Here is a 25,772-nt window from a genome sequence, read left to right as displayed (position 1 = left end):
CTTGGCGCTGGATCAAGCCGATATCAATCGCAAGATCGGCTGCCCCACCTTGGTCTTCTTTGGTGCTGCCGGCCAGATGGCGCATCTCTTCGATATCCCAGGCGAATGGCGAAAGCGGTGCGAAAATGTTGCGGAAGCTTCGCTGCCCGGGGGCATTTCTTCGTTGTCGATGGATGGGTGCTGGCATAGCGATCGACGGTCTGGTTGCCCCAACAGCTTGGCGCTACCATGAATTATCCTGATCATTTTCATCGGTGCAGGCTTTGGTGGCATGGCGCGCCACGCCATCAACGTCACCGCCCAGCGGCTGTTCATCCCCGGAATTTTTCCCTTCAGCACGCTGTTCATAAACGTTGTTGGCTCATGCCTGATGGGTGTTGTGGTGGGGTACTTCGCAGCGCGTACCGGCTTGCCCCAACAAGCCCGCCTTTCCTCACTACCGGTGTTCTCGGAGGCTTTACCACCTTTTCCGCCTTTTCAATGGAGACGACGATGCTGATCGAGCGCGGGCTTTGGTTCCTGGCAGGTCTGTACGTCTTTACATCAGTGGCTCTCTCGCTCGGGGCCTTGCTCGGAGCGATTGCCATCACGCGCCACAACCTGGTTTAAAACGCAGCCCGATCGGTGAATGTCCGCCGATAGCCTAAAAACTTGCGAACAGGGCCGCAAAGATCGCCGACACATAAAGGCCGACCGCAAAGTAGAAGTGAGGCAGGAAACTGAAACACCGTGGAGTCTAAGGCTTGGGCAGGTGCGACGCAGCTTATGGCGGTGGCTGCCGGGGGCTCTGAGCTGGTGCCGCTTGATGAGGCAGTTGGCGGCTAAGCTAAGACAGATCGAGTTGTTTCTCCGCCGCCGCCAGTTGCCCCGTCAATTCAGTCCTTTCACAGGCATCGTCGGGCGTCCTGCCGCCGAATGCGGACGCCGCCGATTGTAGTAGTCGACCCTGGAACCGATGCCGTGCGGGCTCTGCTTCCCGTCTCGATTGCGCTTAGGCAGAGCAGTGAATAGACGACGTTCAGTGGTGACAAGTTAGCACCTTTGGCTCTGCTGACACCATTTGGCAACAGACCATGTCATTGTGCCGTTCGCAAACCCGATGGAGATTGTCTCATGCAGAACATACCAATTATTCCTCCCGGCTATGCCTCGGTTGCACCTTGGATCATCGGCAAAGATACGGTCCGGCTGATGAGTTTTCTCTCGGAAGCTTTTGATGCAGAGGATCTCGGCAGCTTCAAAACCCGGATGGGAGCATCGGCCATGCCGAAATGCGCATCGGCAATACGATCATTCTAATGTTCGACATGCGTGATTGGCCGCCAACCCCAGCATTCCTTCGCCTGTTCGTCGAGGACGCTGAGGAGCTGTTCAAACGAGCGGTCGCCGCCGGCGCGCAGCCAATTACCCAAGTGACGCACCTGGCCTTCGGGGACAAGGTGGGTCGCGTTCGCGATCCCTACGGAAATGTCTGGTGGCTGCAACAACGGGTTGAGAACGTTTCCGATGAGGAAATTGGGCAGCGCTGGTCCGACCCGAAGTGGTCGACAGCCATGGACTACCTGCAGACAAGCCTGCGGAAGCTTTATCAGTAGAGTACGACATGACCCTCTCAATGGACTTGGCTAGTCCACCCAAGCACGAGTCTCACATCACATTTCCGAGGAAGTGGAAGCCATGAAGGCGTTAAATGGATTGGCACTGGCCACCCTGGTCTGCCTCCTTACTACCTACTCTGCTACAGCCGAACCCGTGGTGATTGGTGGCGACTCGCCGCCGGGCCTTCCGCGCAACGGCCCCGATCAGCCGTCGAGCGCCCCGCCTGACAATCTGCAACGTGGCGAGCGGGTCGTTGGCGGTGCAGGGCAGGGACGCGTCGCCGAACGCGTGACGGAATCGGAAGCGATCGCCGCACTTGCGGAGGAACTGGATCGGCAGACGGCGGCCGACATGTTCGCTGGCGCTGTGATGGTCTCCAGAGACGGGGAGACGATATTTGCGAAGGCCAAAGGTTGCGCTGACATCGAAAGGCAGATCCCCAATGATGTCGACACGGCTTTCGGCATCGGTTCGATGGGCAAGATGTTCACCGGGACCGCCATTCTACAATTGGTGCAGGCCGGCCGGGTTAGCCTCGACGATCCGCTTTCAGCATACCTCCCGGATTATCCGAACGAGGCGATGGCGCGGCAACCATCCATCAGTTGCTGACTCATACGGCGGGAGCTGGAAACATCTTCGGGCCGGATGAAATCGAGCTCTTCAACGCCAATCGCGAGGACCTGACGGAACCGGAAGACTTCATCGCCCTGTTCGGCGAACGCTCCCCCGCTTCGAACCGGGGAGCAGTTGGGAATACAGCAACTACGGCTTCATCCTGCTCGGACGCATCATCGAGACAGTAAGCGGGGAAAGCTACTTCGACTATGTCCGCAAGCACATCTTTCAGCCGGCGGGCATGAACTCGACGGACAATTACCCGGTAAGCGAACTGCCGCCGAAAACCGCGATCGGCTACACCCGCGTTCCGCCCGGCGAGAGGCTGAGCGGGCACCCTGTTGGCGGGCAACTGCCGCCGTTGCGGCCGAACACCGATTCCTTGCCATATCGAGGTGGACCAGCAGGTGGCGGGTACTCGACTGTCGGCGATCTCATCCGCTTCGCCACAGCGCTCAGAGAAAATAAGCTGCTGGATGAAGAGCACACAGAGCTTTTAATCGCCGGCAAGGTCGCTTCGATGGGTTCTTCCAGATATGCCTACGGCTTTAGCGACGAGCTTTCGGGGGATGGTGTGAGGGTGGTCGGCCACAATGGTGGCGCCCCGGGCATCTATGGACAGCTGCTGATTTTTCCGGACTCCGGCTACGTGGTCGCCGTGCTTGCCAACCGGGATCCGCAAGGCGCAATTGGTGTGATCCAGTCCATCTCATCTCGTCTACCGGCGAAATGATCGGCGACAGAGCGTTCTCTCGAACGGTTATTCAAGCTGTTCCGCTTGAGTTTGCGCTCTCGGACGACGACGCGGCATTTGATAGCGCCGCGCCTTTATGAATCAACCATGCCGCGCCGGTGAAGCCCGCGCGGCGCCTGACGTCACCGACACGCGACAACAGCGCGTCGTCGACAAAACCGAAACCGGCGACGCAGCGACGTTGATCAATGTTGCCCAACGCATTAGAGGTGCAGTCGGCGCGATTGCGGTGGTGGCTGTCATTGAGCAGGTCGACATCTCGACCCCAGGGTCGGCATACCAAGTTGCGTTTGGGATGCTGGTTGTCGTTTCAGCCTGCGCACTGATCTCTGCAACAAATATGGCAGCGTCAAAACAGGAATAGGCGAGCTGTGCGCCCATCTCTATCCGCGCCCGTTCCGGGAATGGAATTGCGGAAGGCTGGCGAACACCTCGTCTCAGTTGATGCCAAACTCGCAGGAGAGCCGTTGCAGGACATTTCGGGGTTGAACTACGAAAAGCAGCGGATCCTGGCAACGGATTTAGCGGCCTTCCTGAACGAACTGCACTCGATCCCGACCGCCATGGGCTGCTTCGTCCCCTAAATGAGGAATGGAGGTTGCCAAAGAGTTGCCGCGGAACGATGCAGTGTAAGCGGTGTTGTATCCCCACCTTCCGCTAGGTTGTGAGCCATGAGATTGCGCACTGATTGAGGTCAGTGCGGGAGTTTCTCCATGGACGCTCCAATGGAGCTTCTCACAAATGGCGTGAGGCGGCGTCGCAATCGGCAGTGGCCCGATGATGTGAAGGCGCGGATTGTCGCCGAGACACTGCGGCCGGGGGCGAGCGTTAGTGAAGTTGCGGAGCGGCATGGGCTGAAGGCCAACCATGTCTCCTCTTGGCGAACTCTTGCGCGGAACGGGAAGCTGGTGCTGCCGGCACCAGAGGATCCGGTTGAGTTTGCGGCTCTGATGGTCGCTCCGGTTGTTGAGGACGTGACAGCCGCGGTACCGACTGCATCGGCTGGGCCGGAGGTCGTGGTGGGTTCGGTGACCGTCCGGCTGGAGCCAGGCGCTTCGTCGGCCCGGATTGCCTCGGTGGTCCACGCGCTGATGGCGGGCTCATGATCTTCCCCTCCAACCGGGTGCGGATCATGGTGGCGACCAAACCGATCGACTTCCGCAAAGGCCACGACAGCCTGGCAGCGATGGTGAAGAACGAGCTACACAAGGACCCGTTCACGGGCACTGTCTTTGTGTTCCGCGCCAAGAAGACCGACCGGCTGAAGCTGCTCTACTGGGATGGCACCGGATTGGTCATGGCCTACAAGCGGCTGGAAGAGCACAACTTCACCTGGCCTATGGTGAGGGACGGGCTGATAACGCTGAGCCACGCGCAGTTCGAGGCCCTGTTCTCTGGACTCGATTGGCGCCGGGTTCGGGCAGTGGAAGCACGGGCTCCAGAAGCCGTGGAATGACTGCGGCAGGATGACTCAGGGCATGTCTTTTTGCGGGAATGCGGTGCTTGATCTGGTAGATTCCGGTCATGCTCGATAGCACCGAACTTCCCGACGATATTGCCGCCCTCAAGGCGATGCTCGTTGCCGCGGAAGCGCGCAATCAACGCAAGGACGATCGGATCGCACAGCTGGAAAAGCTGGTCGCCGCGTTCAGGCAGGCGGCCTTCGGGCGCAGGTCGGAAAAGAGCGATCCGGACCAGTTCGATCTGGCGCTGGAGGATCTGGAAACGGCCATCGCGGCGGTCCATGCCGAGGAAGATGCAGAGGATCGTGCGGCACGGCGATCGGCAAAACCACGCAGCGCCAATCGTGGTTCGCTCCCCAGGCACCTGCCGCGGATCGAGCAGATCATCGAGCCCGAAAGCCTGGTCTGTGGCTGCGGCGGTGGTCTGCACCGCATTGGCGAAGACGTGTCCGAGCGGCTGGACGTGATCCCAGCCCAGTTCCGGGTGATCGTCACCCGCCGCCCCAAATATGCTTGCCGGTCCTGCACCGACGGCGTGGTGCAGGCACCGTCGCCCGCTCGGCTGATCCCCGGCGGGTTGCCGACCGAGGCCATGGTCGCCCATGTTCTAGTCAGCAAGTATGCCGATCACCTTCCGCTCTATCGTCAGGCGCAGATTTACAGCCGCCAGGGTGTTGATCTGGACCGCTCAACGCTGGCCGATTGGGTCGGTCGGGCCGCCTTCGAGCTGCGCCCGGTCTACGATGCCTTGGTGGCAGACCTGAAAAGGTCATCGAAGCTGTTCATGGACGAAACCCGCGCACCGGTGCTCGATCCTGGGGCCCGAAAGACCAAGACCGGATACTTCTGGGCTCTGGCCCGTGATGATCGCCCCTGGAATGGCACCGCACCACCCGGTGTTGCCTTCACCTATGCCCCGGGCAGAAGTGGCCTTCATGCAGAACGGATCTTGCAGGGCTTTGGCGGCATTCTTCAGGTCGATGGTTATGCCGGCTACAACCGGTTGGTCGCACCAGGTCGCGGCGGATCGGACATCACGCTCGCCTATTGCTGGGCCCATGCGCGCCGCAAACTGGTAGAGATCACCCGCACGGGTCCCGCCCCGATCGCCGAAGAGGGTGTGCGCCTGATCCGCGAGCTCTATGCCATCGAAGCCGGCATCCGAGGTCTGGATCCCGATGACCGGCTCGCCGTGCGCCAGAAGCGGTCAGCACCGGCCGTGGCGCGAATAAAAGACTGGCTTGATCACCATCGCAGCCGCGTCTCGGCGAAAGCGCCGCTCGGGGAGGCATTGAGCTACATCGCCAAATACTGGGCTGGGCTCGAGTTGTTCCTGACCGATGGGCGCATCGAGCTCGACAACAATGCCGTCGAGCGGACCATCCGCCCGATTGCCCTGAACCGGAAGAACGCGCTCTTTGCCGGTCATGATGCCGGTGCCGAAAACTGGGCCGTCATCGCCTCGTTCATCGAAACCTGCAAGCTGAACGCCGTAGATCCTCACGCTTGGCTTAGCTCAACCCTCGGTGCCGTCGCCAACGGCCATCAGCAGAGCCAGGTCAGTGAACTGCTTCCATGGAACTTCGCTGCAACGGTGTGACCGGTACACCGCTTACGATGCAGTAACGGAAACATCAATATGGATTCTTGCTCAGGCCGCGCTCACCTCTTTGCCGGAAGGCTTGGACGAGCAGTGTCACAGTAGTTGCACCGAGAGCCAGATCCTGTTTCTACTTGGAAGTATGTTGGAAGAAGAACGTGTTTTGACCCAAGCCCCAATGGCCTGGAAGGAAAAGCTGGCCAGCTACACCTGGACCCAGCAAACAGTCGGCGGCTCGGAAGCGGCGGTATTCCGCGTTGAGGCACCAGGCAGACGGGTTCTGTTCGTGAAAACCGAGCCAGCCGGCTTGTTGAGCGAACTACAAGAAGAGGCAGCGCGGCTGCGCTGGCTGTCAACGACCGGCCTGCCCTGCGCACAGGTGCTTGCTGAGGTCCACCAACAGGAGCGGGATTGGCTGCTGCTGAGCGCGGTGCCCGGCGAAAACCTGCTTTCGGCCTCGATGGGTGCGGAGGAGAAAGTGGCGATGATGGCCGCTGTCTTGCGCCAGCTTCATCAACTCGACCCGACAACCTGCCCGTTTGATCATAGAGCAGAGCACCGCATCGAGCTGGCACGGGCGCGAATGGAGGCCGGCCTGGTAGATCAGGATGATCTCGATGATGAGCATCAGGGTCTAGGGCCGACTGAGCTGTTTGCACGGCTGCAAGCCCGCAAGCCGCTTCGTGAGAACTTGGTAGTCACGCACGGCGACGCTTGTCTGCCAAATGTTATGGTAGAGAGCGGCCGCTTCTCCGGCGTCATCGATTGCGGCCGCCTGGGGTTAGCAGACCGCTATCAGGATTTAGCATTGACCACACGGGACGTCGCCGAGGAGCTCGGTCGCGAATGGGTCAAACCGTTCCTCGGTCACTATGGCATTAGCGATTTTGATTCCGACCGCGCGGCTTTCTACCGGCTACTTGATGAATTCTACTGAGCACGTACCAGCCGGAGCTTGGGAAACAACCGCTTTGGCTCCCAGGAAGCTGACAGAACTTGACGTCGATTAGCCCCCGATGAGCGCACGCAGAACCGACACGCCGAAGATGGCGGCTACCGCCGAGATCATCAGCGTGCGCTCGCACAGCGCGTCGGGGTCGCGGACGAAGAGGTTCGTATAGCGAAGTCGGAATAAACCGTGAATGTTAGTCGCGGCATTCAGCATAGAACGCGGGCGTTCGACGTTCATAGTTCTGTTTTAAGTGGCGCACCCGACAGGATTCGAACCTGTGGCCTTCGCCTTCGGAGGGCGACGCTCTATCCAGCTGAGCTACGGGTGCTTACCGGGTCGCAACTGCTTACGCAGTGCTTACGTGAACTTTTCGCGAGTTGAAAGATCAGAATGACGACCTCGCAAATCCTTGTTCTTACAACCTTTTTTCGTCTCCTCTTTGTCGCCAACCCCCTTGACATCAGCCTTCGGAGGGCAGCGCTCAAGTGTGTGCTGTAGCGCTCTCGCCAGCGCTAAGCCGCCGCTCGGAATAGCAATCGCAGAGCGCTGGATGCCCCCGCAACAACCGCTACTTGCTTGGCGACATTCCTAACCTCCTCCGGCCCCATGTGCCGGCCGCCCGGTGGCAAGTTATGATGTGCGCGCCCTCCCGCAACCATGTGCCTGCAAAAATCAGACTCTTCTTTCCCCCACGCACAGTTTAAGTAATTATCCGGGCGAAGCATGGGGGAAGACCAGTTGTTCAACGTGATAATGCGGCATTATGATTGGAGTGATCCTACGGGCTCCATGGAGCTCGGCCGGATGTTCGAAAACACTGAGCAGCATTTGGCTGGCCAGTTCAAAGACGGTGATCTTCCACACTTAGTGGCATTGAGACGCCTACCATGCCTGTTCATTCCAGAGGGCACTGGAGATGAGATTTGCAAAGTCGGACAAGTCACCGAGGCTCGAATAAACAACGGCCAGGTCCTCTTTGAATATGCGATCGACCCTGATGTGCCGCCGATGCGGAACTCGCTTTTGTATGCGCAAAAGAACCGCTTGGATATGAACAGGCACAGGCACGACTTCGACTGGCACCGAAACCACTGGGCCGTTAAAGATGTGGACCTTTACCGCACGTTGCTCCGCAGCGTGAACCCTCGGCGTCAGCGGCCTTCGGTGTTCAATATTCCTGAGCACGAGTCGATCGAACACCAACTAGTATCGGTCATGATGCCCTTTGGGGCCGAGTTTGGACCGGTGTACCAGGCGATTCAGCAGGCAAGTGCAGCGTGCAATCTCGTATCGAGGCGAGCTGATGAAATCTGGGAAGCACCCGGTATCATTCAGGATGTTGTTAGCCTGATCGACCGCGCCCGAATAGTGATCTGCGATCTGACCGGTCGAAACCCCAATGTGTTCTACGAGGCGGGGATCGCGCACACGTTGGGGCGCGAGGTAATAATCATCACCCAAAGCGAGCACGATATTCCGTTTGACCTCCGCCATCTCCGCCACTTGCGGTACCTCAATAACAATGAAGGCCGCGCCAGTTTGACGGACGCCTTGCGCGGTAGGATGCAAACCATCTTAGGGCACTAATCGTCACGCGGAGTACACTTGTCCGAAGGCATGGTGGACTGAGGTCGACGAGGATATCTCCGATGACGAGACCCGCTACCTCCGAGCCGACATGTTTCGCTGGGACGAGGCAGAACCGCAAACTAAGCGTCTGATTGCGGAGCATCGGTTTCGAGCGGGCTGACAACTGAATTCAATGCAGCCAATTAATGTGGCGCAACCGCAAAAGTTGAGAGAGAAAGATGATGTTTGAGTTCCACGTGGGCCGCTGACATGGATATCGCGGGCGGGCTATATTACGAATTGTGCGAAACTCCCACGTGGAACGCCCAGCTTGGATCTGGCGGCCGCGCAGCGGCCGCGGTCAGTTCCCTTTCACCTGGGAGCACTCTCCACACCTATATTCGTGACAAGAATGGCCCTGGTTCCGATGGCTTAGTAGCACTAGGAATCCAGTTGTGCTCCAGTCATTCCGATGTTGCGATCGCATTCGCATATTTCCACCCTCTCTCTCAGCCGCATATCGAGCCAGATCCTGGATCCGTACCCCAACAGCCGCCGATTCAGATTTCCGGGGATGTCGTCCTGAGGTTCGGCTTCCTTGAGGGATCAGCCATCGTGCATGCTACCCACGCGATTTATGATCCTCAGACAGCTCGCCTTCCTGAGCCCTTCGCAGCGAATGGATCAACCGCAACGCGTCTCGCTCTCGTCATGAACGAACATGAGTTGCGCCGGTATGCAGGCTGCTCCGACTTAGCCGCGGCGGCGGCGGGTGTCATAGCCCAAGGTAATCAGGATACCGTTGTCATCGTTAAGAGGGGCGTCCGAGGGGTTACCGTTTATGAGTCAAACGCCGCACCAGCACATGTTCCCGCATATTATTCATCACGCGTCTTCAAAATCGGATCTGGAGACGTGTTCACCGCTATATTTGCGCACCAGTGGGGAGAAGCCGGTCTTTCTGCACTTGCTGCAGCAGACTTCGCTTCACGTTCGGTAGCCGCATACTGCGAGACGATGAGACTCCCCGTCGAAATTGAGCTCGTTAATAGCCGCGCTCCATTGATGGGGAAGGCGCCGAGCCGTATTGTTCTGAATGGCTCGGTCAGCACGATCGGGAGACGATATACCTTGGAGGAGGCGCGCTTCCGGTTGAAGGAGCTGGGCTTGGACGTTCTCTCACCGCCAATTGACGGTGAGACGGCACCAGCGAATATCGAACACGCATCATCGGTTATTATCGCGGACGGCTTGAGCCAAACAGACATTCGCGAGATGTGCGCGAGGCATCCATATGCGAATCTGATTGTCTTGGACGAAGAGGGACGGTTCCACGTCGACACTTTCTCGGATGTCGGCGCCAAAATTATCCCCGACTTCACTTCTGCCTTATATCATGCGGCTTGGCCGCCGGGATCTTTAAGGCGGGCGCGGTTGCGGACCCACTTATTATGTGAGACTTCTGATAAGCTACTCTGGGGGAGTAATCAACGATGTCGGACGTCTATATTGTCTATTCCCGGAAAGACGTCAGGCAAGCGGAACGACTGGTAAATATACTTTCGACGCGGTGGGAGGTCTGGTGGGACGACAAGATAGTCGGAGATTTCTCTACCGTTATCGAGCGAGAGATTCGCAAGACAAAGTGCATTATTCCAATCTGGTCCCCCTCCGCCAAAGCGAGCGCTAACGTAAAAGACGAGCTCCGTCTTGCGGAACAACACTCAATTCCTATTGTTCCAGCGAAGATTGCGCCAACGAATGCTCCGTACGGGTTCGGAGGATACAGTGCTGTCGATCTTCTAAATTGGAATGGTGACGCGGAGCATCCCGGTGTCCAGCACCTGATGCGAAAGATCTCTACCATTGCCCCTCCAAGGGAGGCACCGAGCCGCCCTCCCGCCATCGCAGCGGGGAAAGTTCCCCTCCCTAGCTTGTTCCTTTCCGTATCATCCCATGAGACACAACTCCTCCCTCTTGAGGCTGTCAAAGCTCTTCGTGTCTTTGGAGTGCCAACGATCCTCGTCTCGGCTTACGACTTGCTGCCATCACGGCGGCCCCGCGGAATTCAGCAGGAACTTCGGAGGATTCGGTCACAAGGCGGCTTTGTGCTCGTGGACTCGGGCAATTATGAAGCGACCCGACGCGGCGATGACAGCTGGAATCCCCAGAATCTTGACTCGGCATTAGAAGGGATCCCACACGATTGGGCCTATTGCTTTGATGAAATGGAGCCGTCCAGGGATAAATGGCGTGCGGTTCGTCAGATCATTGCCGCTGTTGAGCGCGACAAGAATTTTACCAAGGCCCCTGTTCTTCCAATTATCCACGCTCCTGCCGTTCGCTCGAAGGGGTACGATCTCACAAACCTCCCATACGTTGTCCGAGAAGTGGCCGATCAACTTCAACCACCTATGATCGCGTTGGCCGAGCGGGAATTGGGGCGCGGTCTCATCGAGCGCGCGCGGACCATGCGACGTATTCGCAGCGAGCTCGACCTCCTATCCTTCTATCAACCGGTACATCTCTTGGGTACGGGTAACCCTTGGAGTATCGCGGTTCTAACCGCCGCCGGCGCAGATAGCTTTGATGGGCTGGAATGGTGCCGAGTTGCAGTTGACCGGCAACAACACCGACTAAATCACTACCAGCACTTCGATTTCTTTGCCTACCAAGCTCAGATGGCGGCGTCGCCTATTACCGTGTCTGCTCTCTCCGACAAAGATATCGATTATGCTGGTAAAGTGGCCTTCCATAATTTGGACTACTATCGCGAGTTCACCCATGACCTACAGATTTCCGCTTCAACGAACCGCTTAGAAGCGTTCGCGGTGGGCCTTCTGGGACAGGCGAATTCAAAGCAGCTCAGGGATCAAATGCCGGACTTATTCAAATGAGAAACGATGCCGCAAGGCTGGAATATGCCGTCGCCACCATATGCCCGGAGATCGAGGAGCGAGCCAAGCGTTCTCAAACAGCGCTTGATGAACGAAATCTTTGGTGGGAACTCTCATGCTGCTTACTCAGCAGTCAGGTGCCATATGCTCTCGCCGTAGCCACTGCGGATGCCCTCGATAAACGACAGCTTCTCACTAGTGCATCGGGACACCAAGATGAGCTGTCGAAAGAGATCTTCGAGGTCCTCCGCCAGCCGGTCTTGGTGAACGGCTCCTTCCGGAATTATCGCTTTCCTGGATCAAAATCGGTCCAACTCGCCTCAGCCCGTGCCTCGGTTTCTCAAGAAAGCGGCGAACTTTGCTCGCTGATGGGCGAGTTCAAAAATGCCACCTGCGCCCGCACGTGGCTCGTGTCGAATGTTTCAGGAATCGGGCCCAAGCAAGCGAGTATGTTCCTGCGAAACTCAGGCATCAGCTATGACCTCGCGGTCATAGATCGTCACGTATTGAACTACATGACGGCGATTGGCCTCTATGATGGCGCAGAGCGCGCTATCTCAAAACTCCCCCAATATCATAGACATGAAACCGCGCTGATCTCACATGCTGACCGCCTCGGGTTCGCAGTCGGGCTACTGGACTGGGCCATCTGGATAGTCATGCGAGTCGCCGGAAATCGAGGTACGGGGCGCGCGCTAGCATGAGCATTGTCACTCTAGTTTCTGGTGGGCTCGATTCCACCTTGGTCGCCTACCTCGCTAAAGAGGAAGGCATCCAGCAGTACCCTCTTTTTATCGACTATGGGCAGCGATCGCGAGACAGAGAGCTAGCGGCCTGTAGATCAGCGATGAGAAAGCTGCAACTCCCAAAATTGGAGGTTGCCGAGCTATCAGGCTATGGGCGCCTTATCAGATCGGGGTTAACCGACCCAAGGCAGCGTGTGCTGGAAGACGCCTTCACGCCTGGTCGAAATCTGCTGTTCCTGCTCGTAGCTTCGGCCTACGCGTTTCAGCAAGATGCGGATGCCATATCGATCGGACTACTGCACGAAGAAACCAGCCTGTTTCCCGATCAAACCTCAGCATTCTTGCAGGAGGCTGAGGTCATGATCGCACGTAGCATGGGGCGGGAGATAAAGGTTCTTGCGCCGCTCTCTTCCTTCCACAAGTCGGAAGTGATCGAGCTCGCCACGCTAAAGGGCATTGAAGGCACTTATTCCTGTCATCTAGGCGGTGAGGCTCCTTGTGGAGCATGCATCGCATGCAATGAATTTAAGGCGGAGGGAGTCTGAGATGGGCGGCGGTAGCAGCGGTAGCTGGAGCAGACTAGGGGACATACGGTCACTTGAGGAGAAGGCCAAAGCGGCTCTCCAGGGGGCAAGCGTAATGTCTTCATTAGTTTCGCAACAGAAGACATGAACGAGGTCAATCTGCTTCGAGCGCATGCGAAGAACGAGAATAGCGACATAGAATTTAACGATCATTCCGTTCGTGAGCCCTACGACAGCGAACGCGCCGAGTATATCAAGAAAAAGATCAGTGAGCGGATATCTCGGTCCTCGATTTGTGTCGTATATATATCCGACAATACTGCACAAAGCCGGTGGGTAACTTGGGAGGTGGAAACCAGCCTCGCTCTCGGAAAAAGGTAATTGCCGTTCACCCTAAGGAAGGTGCTCCTAGGCAAGAACCCTCGTGGGTCGCGAAACACGGCGTAAAAGTTGTCGAATGGAATAAACTAGCTGCCGAGCTGAAATAGTCCCGCCACTATCACCCACTGGAGACCTGTCCGATATGGAGCCTGACAATTTCCCTGCTTTGTACCGGTCTGCCGATGGGTCGGCCGCAGACGCACAGGGCACCTATCTATGGCTCATTCGGTCGCAGTATCTACTCCTGACCGTCGCTGCGACAATATCGATCTGGTTTGGCGGCTCACCTGATCTGTACATTGGCTACGCACTGGTGTTGGCCGCATCCACTGGGCTTCTGCTCTACATGGCAGTCCAAAAGCCCGAGAAGGATTGGTATGGTTGTCGTGCGCTGGCAGAGTCGATCAAGACATCAACTTGGCGCTATATGATGCGTGCTGAGCCGTTCGAAGATGCGCCGAAATTATCGGACGTTGCGGGCAAGTTCTCGGATTTCCTGAAGGCTATTCTCGATGCCAACAGTCACGTGCGCGATTCTATCAGCCGTCGGCCGGTGACGGGCGATCAGATTACCGATCAAATGAACGCGGTTCGTGCTCTGCCGCTGGCGGAACGTATTCAAAAATACCAGGCGGATCGGATCACGGATCAACGTGAATGGTATGTTGCGAAAGTGAAATGGAATAGGCGGCATTTCCGACTATGGATTATTCTATGCGTTGTTGTGCAGGGTGGGGCGATAGCATTAGCTATTCTTCGTATTCGCTATGACCCACCATGGATGATATGGCCAACCGAACCTCTCCTTGTTATCGCATCATCCGTCGTAGGTTGGATTCAGCTGAAAAAGTTCAACGAGCTTGCTTCTGCTTACAATCTCACCGCTCACGAAATCGGCATCCTTCAGACACGGCTCGGCACGATAGACAGCGAAGAGAAATTTTCTGCCTTCGTAAATGAAGCGGAACGGGCATTTTCGCGCGAACATACACAGTGGGTCGCGCGGCAGATTGAAAGCGCGTCTTGAAGTTCGTCGTGCGCCAATACCACAGGTTCGCTCGAGGTGAAGGTCCGTCGGAGTGTTGCGGGCTCTGCCTCAATGTCCTGGGCCATTTATGAGCTTCGTATGCAGTGCTGCTTACCGTCGGCCTTACCCGAACCGCCTACGCCGCCTTCCAGACCTGGTTCAAAATCCGCGCAGCCAGAGCCGCCTTGTCCTGTGGCAGGAAACGACCGTAGTGGTGCGCGACCATGTCAGGAGTGTCTTGGATGGCATAGCTCGCCTGCTCATAGGAACCTGTCTGTTTGAGGATATGCGTTGCCAGCACGTCTCGGACATTATGCGGGCCGTGAGGGAGGAGACCGGGGATGGCGCCGCGTTCGGTGTAGGGGTTGTAGATGCCATATCGCTGGATCGTCAGGCGCCAGGCCTCATAAAACGTGTTCTGGTCGTACGAGGCGTCCTTGCTCGTCGTCTTCACCGTCTTGACGAAGAACGTGCCTGGATCCTCGGCTTCGCCAAGAAGCACACGCCGATGCCGATCGACATAGGCCTCGATGTGATGGTAGAGGCCGCCGAGGTCAGGGAGGATCAGTCTAAACGGCTTGCTCCCGAAATAAGACGAATTGGCGTTCTTGAAGGCGACCGACGGGATTAGCACCTCCCAGCCCTTGTCACGTTCGCTCCATCGGATCTCGCCGCGCCTCATGTCGGCGAGCTGGCGGTCGGATCGTGGCAGTTTTCCGCGTCCACAGACCATCAACTGGCGCAGGTTCTTCTGTCGCAATCCTAGATGCAGCCCGAAGCGCAGCATCAGGAATGAGCGGACGGCTTCTGCCGCCGGGCGACGATAGAGCCGCTCGTCCGGCATGAGCCGGAGGATCTCTTCCGTGATCTTCCGATATTCGCCGACAGGGCTTTCGGCCTCCAATACCGGCATGATCGGCTCGAACGGATCGCGGTGTACACGGGCGACGCGCTGGATCTCCTTCACGCGGGAGGATGCATGCTTGAAATAGACGTCGCAGGCATCGTCCCAGTCGGCACAGGCGCGGTCGATGTCCGCCTGTGTAACCAGCCCCTCGATCGGCCGGAGCCGTGATCCGAGACGAGGGTGCTGCCGCAGCCAGCCCGTTTCTCTCCGGGTGAGGGCGAGCGAAATGCGCAGCATATCCACCTCCCAGGCGGTATAGAAACCACGCCGCTTTTCGCGCCACTGCACGTACCAGTCCCAGATCGAGGGGAAGACGAGCAGACCGAAAGTCAGGTGTTGCAGCGGCACTCCGTAGCCGCGGACCGGGCCGCGCGGGTGGGCGGCCAATGCGCCAAACATCAGGCCGAGATGCTCGACCTTCTGCGATGCCGTCTCCTCGCCCCAGACACCGTTCCGCTGCAGGCCGAATGCGGTGAGCGTCGCGGTCTTGAACCGGATCAGCTCGGCCATTTCCATGGCCAGGACGGGTGGAGCGTCAATGACGCCGGATCGCAGGTCTGGATCGGTGAAGGAAGTGCGGTCTTCGTCCTGCTCCTCATATTTGTTTCGATGGTGATCATCCGCAGCGTCAGACTGACCGTATGTGATCCCTGGAAAGCGGATTGCGTAACGCTGCTTCATCGCGGCCGCCTGGAACCGCCTGTAGTCGGTCGAGCCCCTGATGATGACACGACGCACCCATTCGAGGATTTCCTCCTGTTCCTGGCGTGGGCGTGTGTTGAAATCGTCAGGCAAATGCCAGGCGAGCCTGCGCCGCTCGGCGGGGTCGATGTCATCGAGAATGTGGCCGGAGGCGGACCGCGTCTGATGCGGGAGCTTCGCCTTGAAATATCCCGCCGGGAGGCGATAGCGGCGCTCGATGCGACTGAGAACCTCCATGCTGGCCACGCTGCGGGGCGCCTTCGATCCCTGCAGCCAGTGGCGGATGGTCGAATGGTCGAGCTTTTCGTCATCGCGAACGACGGCACGGTGTAGATGCCAATAGCTGTCACCGTGGCGGCGCATGTGCAGCTCAAGCGCCTCCCGAAAGGTTGGTGGGTCGAGCCAATCATCGAAGAGAGGTGTTGGGAACTCCTCGATCGCGCGCGGCTTGATGCCGGGCTTCCGCCGGTTCGTTGCGGGCTGCCGTTCTGATCGATCCGTCGCGTCAATTTGCGCGGCAGCGCTCGGCTTTTCCACTGGCTGTCGCGGAGGACGGCCGCGTCGCGGACGCGGCTTGGAATCCTCTGTCGTTCGGATCTTGGCGGGAGGGCGATTGGTTGGGCTTTTCGTGTTCCGCACAATTGCATCCAGAGCCGGCTCGATCACCGCTCTCGCGCCCCGAAGAGCATCCCTGCCGAGGCCGCATTGAAGGGCGATTTCGTCCCAATCGTAGCCACGCGGCTTGCGAGGCGGGGTTTGCGACTGGGCGATCAGACAGAGGAGAAATTCCTTGATCCGTGTGCTTTCCTGCGGGGGCAATACTGGTTCGACACGGAGGCGGCAGAAGTCGGAGATCTTGCGGGCAAGCAGTTTGGTATGCTGAAGGTCAGGCATGTGGGTAGGCTATGAACATTCTCTGCGATGATTGTTGAGGAAGGCGGTCCTATCCGATTCGTCGCATCGGATGCCCCGTCCAATGTCGAACGGACGGCTTTTACCCTTCTGTTGGAGTAGGCGGAGAGCGACGAGCTTATTTAAGCGCGCTTACATTGGGATCTCTGTTATTTAATTTTGGCGAGATTGTTTAAATAACGTCGCGCTGCCGATACTCGGTAGGTAGCTGATCCTCAGCCTGCGGCCGCCTGAAAGCTTCCGTCGCTTATGGGCGATCAGAGGGCATGAGCGCTGACCGACCACAACTCTATGGTCGGCAGCTATCGCGCCAGCAAATGTGCAGCGCTGATAGATGCACAAGGTTCTACGCTGCTGTGCGAAATATCTCGTCAAGGAGCGCTTTGTCCATCTCGAGCATCATGGGGAGAAGAGGAGAGGGCGGTCGCAAGTAATGATGATTGCAGGCCCCCGCAACCAATTTCTCTTTGATCTTCTGTCGAAACGCCCGCCTCACGGCGGGTTTTTTGCGTTTGGCCTGGCGTCTTGGCTCTATCCAAAAAGGGGCAAAACGACGGATGTCAGAAGACAAGTTTCTCGGCGTTCCGATAGGCAATCGACCCGCAGTCTCCGTTGAACGATGTTGAGAAAGGCTGGCGGGTACAAGGCGGCTTCTGAATGGCCACTTCGCCTACGTACAGGTGGGGATTATCAACAGCGCCGTCTTTTTGGCATAGGTCGTCCGCGAGCAGCGCGTATGAACCACTATTCGGTCCGATCTGCGCGAGACAATGGCGCGAGGTGGCAGACCACCGGCGCGGTATCCGAAAGCTGCGAGCGGACAAGCCCCCTTACAGCTGATAGTCGGCTATAGCAAAGATTACCGCTCACCGTCTGGATGGACCACCAGCGGGCCCACCAATACCTGGCCGAATAGCGGCTGCAAGGCGCGCCGGCGAGCCGGGTCTTCCTTGAAGGCAATCGCGTACTGGCCGATCTGGTGGAAATAGGTGATGCGCGCCCGGACCAGGCTCTCGTCCTCGTCATAGCCCATGGCGACGAAGGAGCGTTGCAGCAGTTCGAGCCGAAGGTCGTCCATGTCGGAGACCTCGCCATGGAGCGAGCGCGAGGTGCGCGCCCAGTCGCGTATCGCCAGATCCAGCAGCGGGCTGAACGGTTTTTCGTCCACCCAGACATGCACGATAGTGGAGAAGAACGAGAACCCGTCCGTAATCTGGGCGCCGCGCAAGGCCTCGAAAGGCGCGCAATTGTTGCGCCGCCATTCCTCGATCAAGGCGTCGTGGAGATCCTTGAGGCTGGAGAAATGGAAATAGAAACTGCCGCGCGTCACCTTGAAGCGTTGCGCCAGGCGATCGATCTTAACCTCGGCGATGCCGCGCTTCTCCAGAACCTTGCGCGCCGCGGCAACCCAGGCGTCCCGGGTCAGCGTTTGCCGGCGCGCTTGCGATGGGCGTCTTCTGGTCGTTTGCGGGTCGGTCTTCAAAAGCCCCTGTGTCTCCCTCAACGCGAATCTTGCAGCCGAGCGATACTCAGCCGATTTGCCGGAGGCTTAAAGAAACTCGGCGGCCAAGTCATCCCGGATCGATCAGTCCAGAGTTGCGATGCGCTCCAGCATCAACTCGAAAAAGGGTGGCGGGTCGATACGCCGAAGCACTTTGCAATTTTTTTGGCGGCCGGTGACGTGCCACCAGTCGACGACGGTCATGCCGATCGTCTCCGGCGAGACGATATCGACGGTGACGTGACAGTCTCGCTGCTCGTAGATTTCCGGCGCCAGGAGATAACCGGTCACGCACGCGTCGTGGATCGGGCGCGCGTCGGTCGGGAACTTGTGTGAGCCATACTGCCGGAAAAAGTCCGCGAGGTTCGCCGCCTCGATCGCGGCGCGCTTGCCCGTAGCGCGCAACCTGTCGAGCCACTGGGGCGTCATCTGTGCCGAGTAGGTGCAATCGATGGAGGCCATGGTCACCGGCACGCCGGAATGAAAGACCTTATGCGCGGCATGCGGGTCGACAAAGATGTTGAACTCTGCCGCAGGTGTCGCATTCCCGCCCTCGAAGAAGCCGCCGCCCATCAGCACCACTTCGCGTAAGCGAGGAACGATGCGCGGTTCCATCGCCATGGCCATGGCCAGATTGGTCATCGGCCCGAGCGTGCATACGGTCAGCTCCTTTTCCGGCGCGTCCATGATTGTCCGCACAAGAAAATTGACGGCATGCTCAGACTGCGCGGCAATCCGTGGCTCCGGCAGTTCCGCACCGTCCAGGCCGGTTTCGCCGTGGACATACTCGGCGGTAACGAGCTTCCGCACCATCGGCGCTGGGCAACCGGCATAAACCGGTATGTCCGGCCGGCCGGCCAGCTCGATGACCTTCAGCGCATTGAGCGTCGTCAGCGGCAGCGGCACGTTGCCGCCGACAGTCGTTATACCGACCACCTCCAGTTCCGCAGGAGACCCGAGCGCGAACAGGATTGCGAACGCGTCATCCTGACCGGGATCGGTGTCGATGATAATCTTGCGAGGTGGCATGCGAACCTCTTTCCTCCACAGTGCCGACAAGGGGTCTTGCCGAGCGGTTTCCGATGTGTAGAAATACAGTACTGTATTTTATGTTCAAGGTAGGAGACAGACATGAGCGCCAACGCCCGCGGCGATTTCTCCAATATCCCCGTCCTTGATGTTTCGGCGCTCTATGGCGACGATCAGGACGCCATCGACGCGGTGGCGAACACGCTGCGGGGGTATCTCGAAAACATCGGGTTTCTCTATGTCGTCGGCCACCCCATCGCTCAGGCGGATATCGAGGCCGTACGCGAAGCCAGCCGGGCGTTCTTCGCCCTGCCTGAAGAGGAGAAGCTGGCGCTCAAGATCGACAAGAATTTCCGTGGTTACCTTCCGTTCGCCGGATCGACCATCGTCACCTCCTCGGTTGCCACGATCAGCAAGCCCAACCAGAGCGAGTCGATCTTCTTCATGCATGAAGTCGATGCAGACGATCCCCGCGCCCAGGCGGGGCGGCCTCTGCAGGGCCCGAACCAGTGGCCGGACGAGACGAAGCTGCCGGACTTCCGCCAGACCATCGAGCGTTATGTCGATGAGATGACCGTTCTGTCGCGCAAGATGGTCGGTGCGATCTCGACGGCGCTCGGCCTGCCGGCCCACAGTCTCGACCGCCATTTTGACGAGCCCACCACGTTCCTGCGCCTGCTGCACTATCCGACACAGCCCGCAGAGGAAGGCTTGTTCGGATCAGCGCCGCATACCGACTACGGCTTCATCACGCTGCTGGCGCAGGACGACGTCGGCGGTCTTGAGGTGAAGAACAAGAACGGCGACTGGGTGCCGGCGCCTCCCATTCCAAACTCGTTCGTGATGAATGTCGGCGACATCCTTGCGCGCTGGTCCAACGACGTTTTCGTTTCCACGCCTCATCGCGTCATCAACCGTTCGGGCCGCGAACGATATTCGCAGCCCTTCTTCTTCGACCCGTCGATGGAAGCGATGATCGAGGCGTTGCCCGTTTGCGTGCCGGCGGGCGAACAGCCGAAATATGCGCCCATAGAGTATGGCGAATACCTGATGGAACGCATCGACAAGAACTATCACTACCGCAAGAAGCTTGCCGCTGAAGGCGCGGCCTGAAGCGACAGAACAACACTGGAGGAGAACATGAAGAAATACGCATTGGGATCAGCACTTTTCGCGCTGGCAGCAACGGTTGCCTCCTCGGCTTTCGCCCAGGTCACCCCGTCGTCTGAAGTCAAGGAAAGCAGAACGCTTATCATTGCGAACACGCTGGACTATGCGCCGTTCGAGTATCTGGACGCTGACGGCAAGCAGGCCGGCATCATCGTCGAAATGGCAGAGCAGACTGCCAAGACGATGGGCGTCGAGCTCGATATCCAGCGCACACCGTTCCCGTCCATGATCCCGGGCATCGCCGCTGGCCGCTTCAGCATCGCGTGGGAAACATTCTCGGCGAACCCCGAGCGCCTCCAGCAGGTCGATTTCGTCATGTTCCTCAAGGCAGGCATCGCCGCCTCCACTAGCCCCGAGAAAAGGGACAGCTTTACCGGCGATACGCCACTTTGCGGCAAGCGCATCGGCGTTTCGGTCGGCAGCGGCTCGGACTTTCTCGCTGACACGCTCAGCAAGGAGTGCACCGACAAGGGACAGCCAGCCCTCGAGAAATCCGTGTTCAACAACTCCACTGACATGGTCCAGGCGGTCCTGTCCGACCGCATCGACGCTCGGCTCGACGATGCCACAGCATCGAGCTACTTCGAGGTGACCAGCAACGGCCAGCTCGTCGTCCTGCCGACGCTTTACGAAGTGGCGCCCTTGGGAATGGCGATTGCCAAGGACGACAAGGAAACCGCCGACATGATGGTCGGCGCGCTCTCGGAGATGTTCAAGAACGGCAGCTACCAGGCCATTCTCGACAAATACGGAATGGGCGCCTACGCGATCAAGGAACCGTATTTCGTCAACGACATGTCGCAGCTTCGTAGCGACTGAGCCCTGGCCGCGCCGCCATCCTCAGGGAGAGAGCATGGATACGTCGAGACATCCGGATGCCAACTCGTCAGCCGCCCCGGCGGCTGACGATCTCATAGTCGTCCCAAGGCGGCAGTACGGCATCTGGATAGGCACGGCCGTCACCTTGCTGGTGGCGTTCTTCATCGTTCAGGCATTCGTCCAGAATCCGGCGTTTGCCTGGGATACGGCCGGGCGTTATCTGTTTCACCCCCAGATCATGCGCGGGCTTGGCAATACCCTGATCCTCACGGTCATCATCATGGCCCTGGCGATCGTCGTCGGAACAATTGTCGCGATCATGCGGGTATCACGCAGCCCCATCCTGCGGGCTTTCGCGAGCGCCTATGTCTGGTTCTTCCGGGGCGTTCCGGCGCTGATCCAGCTGATTTTCTGGTTCAACCTCGCGCTGCTGGTGCGCGAGTTTTCTCTCACCCTGCCGTTTGTCGGCACGGTCTTCTCCATCCGCACGAACGATTTCATGACGCCGTTCTTCTCGGCCGTCGTGGCGTTGGCGCTATGCGAAGCCGGCTACATGGCCGAGATCATCCGCGCAGGCATCAAGTCCGTGCCGCCCGGCCAGTCAGAGGCGGCGAGCGCGCTGGGTATGCCCTACCGCATGATCCTCAAGCGCATCGTCCTGCCGCAGGCCATGCGGTTCGTCGTGCCGCCAACAGGCAACGAAGCCATAAATTTGCTCAAGATGACGTCGCTGGTCACATTCATCGCGGTCGACGACCTGTTCTATTCGGCGCAAGCCATCTACGCGCGCACCTTCGAGACCATCCCGCTGCTGATCGTCGTCGCGTTCTGGTACCTGACGGTCGTCAGCATCATGTCGGTCGGGCAATACATGCTCGAAAGCCATTTCGGACGCAGCGACGGAACAGGTTTCTCCGTGGGCAGGATCCTGCGAAATGCCATCGGGCTACGCGGAGCGACGTCATGACGATAGATCCCCGCAGCCGTTTCGGCGCGCCGGAAGACGCCATGGTTTTCGCGCGCGGCGTTCGAAAGTCCTTCGGCCCGCTCGAAGTGCTCAAGGGTGTCGACATCGTCGTGCCCACCGGGACCGTGGCCTGCATCATCGGCCCGTCGGGATCGGGGAAAAGCACGTTCCTGCGTTGCATCAACCATCTTGAAAAACTGACCGGCGGCATCCTGCTGGTCGACGGCGAATTCGTTGGCTACGAACTTCGCCAGGACAAGCTCTATGAGTTGAAGGATGTCGATCTGTGCAAGCAGCGCGCCGAGATCGGCATGCTGTTCCAGAATTTCAATCTGTTCTCGCACATGACCGTTCTGGGAAACATCGTCGAGGCGCCGATGCGCGTGCGCCGAACGCCGGCCGCCGAAGCTCGCCAGGATGCGGTGAGACTGCTCGAGCGCGTTGGGCTCGTCGACAAGATCAATAGCTATCCTCGCGAATTGTCCGGCGGGCAGCAGCAGCGCGTGGCGATCGCGCGCGCCATGGCGATGAAGCCAAAGGTCCTGCTCTTCGACGAGCCGACATCGGCTCTCGATCCCGAACTGGTGGGCGAGGTGCTGCAGGTCATGCGGGACTTGGCCCAGACAGGCATGACGATGGTCGTCGTCACGCACGAGATCGGCTTCGCGCGCGAGGTGGGCGACCAGCTGCTTTTCATGGACGAAGGTGTCGTGGTCGAGCGTGGCGATCCGCGCGAGATGATCGCCAATCCCAAATCGCCTCGCACGGCGGAATTTCTTTCGCGTGTGCTTTGACCTTTGCCAATGCAACACAAACTTGCACGCCGACCGAAGCCCGAACGGGTCTTCGCGCCGCGTCTTGCATGGAAACCAGCACTCAAGGCGTGGCGAGCTGATCTGTAGCTCCTGCCGCGCTCCAGAAGGAGCATGTCATGTCGTCCAAAAAGCTCGACTTCGCCAGCCAGGCGGTCTTCTACGAGCCGGAACCCGAGTCGCAGTCGATCAGCTATCCGATCTATATGTCGGCCAATTTCCAGTACGGCGGCGATATCTACGACCAGATCGTCGCCGGGGCCCGCAAGGAAGTAAATATCTACAGCCGCTGCGGCAACCCGACCGAATACAAATTCGAGGAGCATGTTGCGCGCCTCACCGGTGCTGACGGTTGCCTCGCAACAGCCTCGGGCATGGCAGCCATATCCCACGCGCTGTTTGGCATCCTGAAGGCCGGCGACCACATCGTCACGGACATTACCACCTATTCCAGCACCCACGAATTCTTCGATCACCGCATTGGCGATTTCGGCATTACCGTCAGCTTCGTGGATACGACGGATCCGGTCCAGGTCGAGCGCGCCTTCAACGACCGTACGAAGGTGCTCTACTTCGAGGCGCTGGCGAACCCAACCATGAAGGTGCCGCCGATGAAGGCGCTCGTGGAGCTGGCGCATCAGCGCGGCATCGTGGTTGTGTGCGACAACACCTTCGCAAGCCCAGCAGTCTGCCAGCCTCACGCGTTCGGCGTCGACGTGGTTGTCGAAAGCGCCACCAAGTTCATCGGCGGGCATAACGATGCCGTTGGCGGCGTCATCACCCAGCGATCGGATCTGCTGCCTGCGGACTGGCTGGAAGATGTCCGGTGGAACACGCTGAACAAGCTGGGCGGCGCGTTGTCGCCTTTCAATGCCTGGCTTCTGCTGCGTGGCGCGCAGACGCTCGCCCTGCGAGTGGAAAAGCAATGCGCCAACGCAGCAGCGCTGGCACGCTATCTGGAAACCCACCCCAAGGTGAAGCGGGTCTTCTATCCGGGTCTTGAATCGCATCCCAATCACGAGAACGCCAAGGCGCAGTTGCGCAATTTCGGCGCCATGCTCTCGTTCCAGGTGGAGAACGAAGACTATGGCGTCCAGGTGCTCAAGCGGCTGCAGCTATGCTGTTTCGCCGCCAGCCTCGGCGGCTTGCGCACCACGACGCAGCTCCCTGGCACCATGGCTTTCCTCGACATTCCTTCGCAGGAACGCGAGGCGATGGGAATCGTCGATGGACTGGTCCGCTTCTCGGTCGGCATAGAACATATCGACGACATCATCGCCGATGTCGCACAGGCCCTTGGGTAGGCTTGGGTCTGGGCTGAGAAGGGGTGCATCGGCTTTGCAGCTCATCTCTCCGAGCTCAGGTCGTGCTTCGGACGATAGTGAAACTGCTTCATAAAACCCGCTGACCTACTGCAGAAGGAGCATGGGATCCTTCCAAAGCAGTAGCGATCCAACAAATGGAGATTGTCGGATATGAGAGATGGATCGCATCTCTTTGCATGAATTAGCGTGTTTGCTAAAGTTGTCGCTTGCTGATTGGGAGCGCCATGCAAGACAATCAGGGTGTCGATCGCGTAATACTGTCGATCTATGATGCTGCCGTCGAGCCAGACCGCTGGCCGGAGGTGCTGGACCGCATAGCGAAACTGGCAGATGCCCGCGGCGCATTCATATTCGATATCGACACGTCACGGCGCGACGGGCCACGTGTCGGCGCCACCTATCACACCACGAACTATGAACGCCCGCTCATCGAAGCCTATCTGAAGGCGCACAATGAAGAAGAGTTGCGCGATCAGGCCACGTTTGCGGCGTTTTCGCGGAGCGGAGACCAGGTGGAGCTCGTTCCCGACACGGTTCTTGCCCCATCGCGGCAGGAGCTGATGCAGCACGCCAATGCGCAGACCATGGCGAGTTATGGCATCCATCACCGCGCCGGCGCGCTTTTGAACAAGGACCACTATTATTCGGATCGCTTCGCGGTGCAGTTTTCCCAACGCGCGGGCCCGCCAAGCGGCGATCGACTGCGCGCACTTCACGCGGTGATGCCGCATATAGCCAAGGCTCTCAATGTCGGGCGCCATACGAGCCGGCAGTTCACGGCGCGCCACGCCATACTCGACGTCTTCGATCTCTTGAGGATCGGTATCTGCATCGTCACTGCTTCGGGCGAGGTGGTGATGGCCAACAAGGAGTTCGAGCGGCAACTCGACGAGGTCGGCGCTTTCCGGGTCGATCACACGAAGCGTCTGGTTGCCCGCAACGAGAGCGTCAGGCTGGAACTCAGCAACCTCTTCGCCAGTGCGGGCAATCACGGCAAGTTCGGGGCACGGCCGCGCAAGGAAGCCATCCTGCACCCTCTTGAGCAGGAAGGCATGGCGCTGTGCCTTGAAGTCACCCCGCTGTTCATGCCGGATATGCTGGGCGAGAGGGCTTTCAGCGGGTTCGCCCTTTTCAGCCTGGATACAAGCCAGACCTACAACATCGATACCAGCTTTCTGGCGCAGGCGTTTTCGCTGACGAAGTCGGAGGAAGCGATCCTGTCGATGCTGGCGGAAGGACTTACCAACGCGCAGATATCCGAGCGGCGTGACCGCTCGCTGGAGACTGTCAGCAGCCAGGTCAAGACGGTGCTGGCCAAGACGATGTCGCAGAACCGGACGCAACTGATCCGGCTGGCGACGGAATTCAATCCGCGGATGTTTGTCGACCAGACCGTCCCCCATACGGGTGATGAGGAGCAGGTGCACACGAAATAGGCTTCGGATCGGAGGGCCTGATATGGCTAGGTTCAGCAAGCTGCATAAATGGATGTGTTTCG

General features: G+C 58.7%; 26 protein-coding genes, 1 tRNA gene and 2 pseudogenes. 23 read left to right on the top strand and 6 right to left on the bottom strand.

What is annotated here, in order from left to right; translation table 11 throughout:
* The coding region (locus HK436_RS30720; protein WP_206680600.1) for a hypothetical protein at positions 1-187 on the bottom strand (187 nt) is incomplete at its 3' end.
* A gap of 84 nt (positions 188-271) precedes the next feature.
* On the opposite strand from HK436_RS30720, the pseudogene HK436_RS27615 reads away from it, so the two are divergent.
* The 10 genes and pseudogenes from HK436_RS27615 to HK436_RS27575 all read left to right on the top strand — a co-directional run bounded on the left by HK436_RS27615 (position 272) and on the right by HK436_RS27575 (position 6,971).
* Positions 272-609 (top strand): annotated as a pseudogene (locus HK436_RS27615) (CrcB family protein).
* 504 nt (positions 610-1,113) lie between these two features.
* Entirely contained in the window at positions 1,114-1,299 is a 186-nt protein-coding gene (locus HK436_RS30715) for a hypothetical protein (protein WP_206680599.1), read from the top strand.
* Entirely contained in the window at positions 1,272-1,595 is a 324-nt protein-coding gene (locus HK436_RS27610; protein WP_206680598.1) for a VOC family protein, read from the top strand. Before HK436_RS30715 ends, HK436_RS27610 begins: the two co-directional genes overlap by 28 nt.
* An 82-nt stretch (positions 1,596-1,677) precedes the next feature.
* On the top strand, positions 1,678-2,211 hold the full coding sequence (locus HK436_RS32625) for a serine hydrolase domain-containing protein (RefSeq protein WP_280515874.1): 534 nt from the start codon (positions 1,678-1,680) through the stop codon (positions 2,209-2,211).
* A 106-nt stretch (positions 2,212-2,317) separates the two neighbouring features.
* Positions 2,318-2,950 (top strand): annotated as a pseudogene (locus HK436_RS32620) (serine hydrolase domain-containing protein); the annotation flags it as partial.
* A 97-nt stretch (positions 2,951-3,047) separates the two neighbouring features.
* Positions 3,048-3,335: a hypothetical protein gene (locus HK436_RS27595; protein WP_173189795.1), complete on the top strand. Its 288-nt coding sequence runs from the start codon at positions 3,048-3,050 to the stop codon at positions 3,333-3,335.
* A gap of 361 nt (positions 3,336-3,696) precedes the next feature.
* Positions 3,697-4,077, top strand: coding sequence for an IS66-like element accessory protein TnpA (tnpA, locus tag HK436_RS32615; RefSeq protein ID WP_280515609.1), 381 nt, complete (start codon positions 3,697-3,699; stop codon positions 4,075-4,077).
* On the top strand, positions 4,074-4,427 hold the full coding sequence (gene tnpB / locus HK436_RS27585) for an IS66 family insertion sequence element accessory protein TnpB (protein WP_173189799.1): 354 nt from the start codon (positions 4,074-4,076) through the stop codon (positions 4,425-4,427). Before tnpA ends, tnpB begins: the two co-directional genes overlap by 4 nt.
* 68 nt (positions 4,428-4,495) lie before the next feature.
* Positions 4,496-6,034 (top strand): IS66 family transposase, encoded by a 1,539-nt coding sequence (tnpC, locus tag HK436_RS27580; RefSeq protein WP_173189801.1) that lies wholly within the window; start codon positions 4,496-4,498, stop codon positions 6,032-6,034.
* 142 nt (positions 6,035-6,176) lie between these two features.
* Positions 6,177-6,971, top strand: coding sequence for an APH(3')-II family aminoglycoside O-phosphotransferase (locus HK436_RS27575; RefSeq protein WP_173190126.1), 795 nt, complete (start codon positions 6,177-6,179; stop codon positions 6,969-6,971).
* A 69-nt stretch (positions 6,972-7,040) separates the two neighbouring features.
* Here HK436_RS27575 and HK436_RS27570 read toward each other — a convergent pair whose 3' ends face one another.
* Both HK436_RS27570 and HK436_RS27565 read right to left on the bottom strand, forming a co-directional pair.
* On the bottom strand, positions 7,041-7,223 hold the full coding sequence (locus HK436_RS27570) for a hypothetical protein (RefSeq protein WP_173189803.1): 183 nt from the start codon (positions 7,221-7,223) through the stop codon (positions 7,041-7,043).
* 14 nt (positions 7,224-7,237) lie between these two features.
* A tRNA-Arg gene (locus HK436_RS27565) sits at positions 7,238-7,314 on the bottom strand.
* Positions 7,315-7,790: 476 nt separating this feature from the next.
* Between HK436_RS27565 and HK436_RS31980 the strand changes: the two genes are divergently transcribed.
* The 7 genes from HK436_RS31980 (at position 7,791) to HK436_RS27530 (ending at position 14,130) form a co-directional block, all read left to right on the top strand.
* On the top strand, positions 7,791-8,573 hold the full coding sequence (locus HK436_RS31980; RefSeq protein ID WP_244648674.1) for a hypothetical protein: 783 nt from the start codon (positions 7,791-7,793) through the stop codon (positions 8,571-8,573).
* A gap of 252 nt (positions 8,574-8,825) precedes the next feature.
* Complete coding sequence (locus HK436_RS33855; protein WP_173194827.1) at positions 8,826-10,109, top strand: PfkB family carbohydrate kinase; 1,284 nt, start codon at positions 8,826-8,828, stop codon at positions 10,107-10,109.
* Complete coding sequence (locus HK436_RS27550; RefSeq protein WP_173194826.1) at positions 10,049-11,452, top strand: toll/interleukin-1 receptor domain-containing protein; 1,404 nt, start codon at positions 10,049-10,051, stop codon at positions 11,450-11,452. The genes HK436_RS33855 and HK436_RS27550 overlap by 61 nt, the downstream gene beginning before the upstream one ends.
* Complete coding sequence (locus HK436_RS27545; protein WP_173194825.1) at positions 11,449-12,156, top strand: 8-oxoguanine DNA glycosylase; 708 nt, start codon at positions 11,449-11,451, stop codon at positions 12,154-12,156. The genes HK436_RS27550 and HK436_RS27545 overlap by 4 nt, the downstream gene beginning before the upstream one ends.
* On the top strand, positions 12,153-12,743 hold the full coding sequence (locus tag HK436_RS27540; RefSeq protein ID WP_173194824.1) for a 7-cyano-7-deazaguanine synthase: 591 nt from the start codon (positions 12,153-12,155) through the stop codon (positions 12,741-12,743). The genes HK436_RS27545 and HK436_RS27540 overlap by 4 nt, the downstream gene beginning before the upstream one ends.
* A 123-nt stretch (positions 12,744-12,866) precedes the next feature.
* Positions 12,867-13,103, top strand: coding sequence for a TIR domain-containing protein (locus tag HK436_RS31975; RefSeq protein WP_244649473.1), 237 nt, complete (start codon positions 12,867-12,869; stop codon positions 13,101-13,103).
* Between the two features lie 142 nt (positions 13,104-13,245).
* The gene (locus HK436_RS27530; RefSeq protein ID WP_173194823.1) at positions 13,246-14,130 is read left to right on the top strand and encodes a DUF4231 domain-containing protein; all 885 of its coding nucleotides are present in this window, start codon (positions 13,246-13,248) and stop codon (positions 14,128-14,130) included.
* A gap of 136 nt (positions 14,131-14,266) precedes the next feature.
* Here HK436_RS27530 and HK436_RS27525 read toward each other — a convergent pair whose 3' ends face one another.
* The 3 genes from HK436_RS27525 to HK436_RS27515 form a co-directional block, all read right to left on the bottom strand.
* Positions 14,267-16,633: a hypothetical protein gene (locus HK436_RS27525; protein ID WP_173194822.1), complete on the bottom strand. Its 2,367-nt coding sequence runs from the start codon at positions 16,631-16,633 to the stop codon at positions 14,267-14,269.
* 877 nt (positions 16,634-17,510) lie between these two features.
* Positions 17,511-18,155: a TetR/AcrR family transcriptional regulator gene (locus HK436_RS27520; RefSeq protein WP_312860778.1), complete on the bottom strand. Its 645-nt coding sequence runs from the start codon at positions 18,153-18,155 to the stop codon at positions 17,511-17,513.
* Between the two features lie 81 nt (positions 18,156-18,236).
* Entirely contained in the window at positions 18,237-19,181 is a 945-nt protein-coding gene (locus HK436_RS27515; protein WP_173194821.1) for a nucleoside hydrolase, read from the bottom strand.
* 102 nt (positions 19,182-19,283) lie between these two features.
* Between HK436_RS27515 and HK436_RS27510 the strand changes: the two genes are divergently transcribed.
* The 6 genes from HK436_RS27510 to HK436_RS27485 all read left to right on the top strand — a co-directional run bounded on the left by HK436_RS27510 (position 19,284) and on the right by HK436_RS27485 (position 25,710).
* On the top strand, positions 19,284-20,294 hold the full coding sequence (locus HK436_RS27510) for an isopenicillin N synthase family dioxygenase (protein ID WP_173194820.1): 1,011 nt from the start codon (positions 19,284-19,286) through the stop codon (positions 20,292-20,294).
* Positions 20,295-20,321: 27 nt separating this feature from the next.
* Positions 20,322-21,170: an ABC transporter substrate-binding protein gene (locus HK436_RS27505; protein WP_173194819.1), complete on the top strand. Its 849-nt coding sequence runs from the start codon at positions 20,322-20,324 to the stop codon at positions 21,168-21,170.
* 34 nt (positions 21,171-21,204) lie between these two features.
* Positions 21,205-22,137 carry an amino acid ABC transporter permease gene (locus HK436_RS27500; RefSeq protein ID WP_173194818.1) on the top strand — a complete coding sequence of 311 codons (933 nt, stop codon included), beginning with the start codon at positions 21,205-21,207 and terminating at the stop codon, positions 22,135-22,137.
* Positions 22,138-22,178: 41 nt separating this feature from the next.
* Positions 22,179-22,931, top strand: a complete 753-nt coding sequence (locus HK436_RS27495; RefSeq protein WP_173194851.1) for an amino acid ABC transporter ATP-binding protein — start codon at positions 22,179-22,181, stop codon at positions 22,929-22,931.
* A 137-nt stretch (positions 22,932-23,068) separates the two neighbouring features.
* The gene (locus HK436_RS27490) at positions 23,069-24,253 is read left to right on the top strand and encodes a trans-sulfuration enzyme family protein (protein ID WP_173194817.1); all 1,185 of its coding nucleotides are present in this window, start codon (positions 23,069-23,071) and stop codon (positions 24,251-24,253) included.
* Positions 24,254-24,498: 245 nt separating this feature from the next.
* Positions 24,499-25,710: a helix-turn-helix transcriptional regulator gene (locus tag HK436_RS27485; protein ID WP_173194816.1), complete on the top strand. Its 1,212-nt coding sequence runs from the start codon at positions 24,499-24,501 to the stop codon at positions 25,708-25,710.
* Positions 25,711-25,772 lie beyond the last annotated feature (62 nt).

The organism is Neoaquamicrobium sediminum (genome assembly GCF_013240295.1).
Lineage (GTDB): Bacteria > Pseudomonadota > Alphaproteobacteria > Rhizobiales > Rhizobiaceae > Aerobium > Aerobium sediminum.
This window is presented reverse-complemented; position numbering and strand designations above follow the sequence as displayed.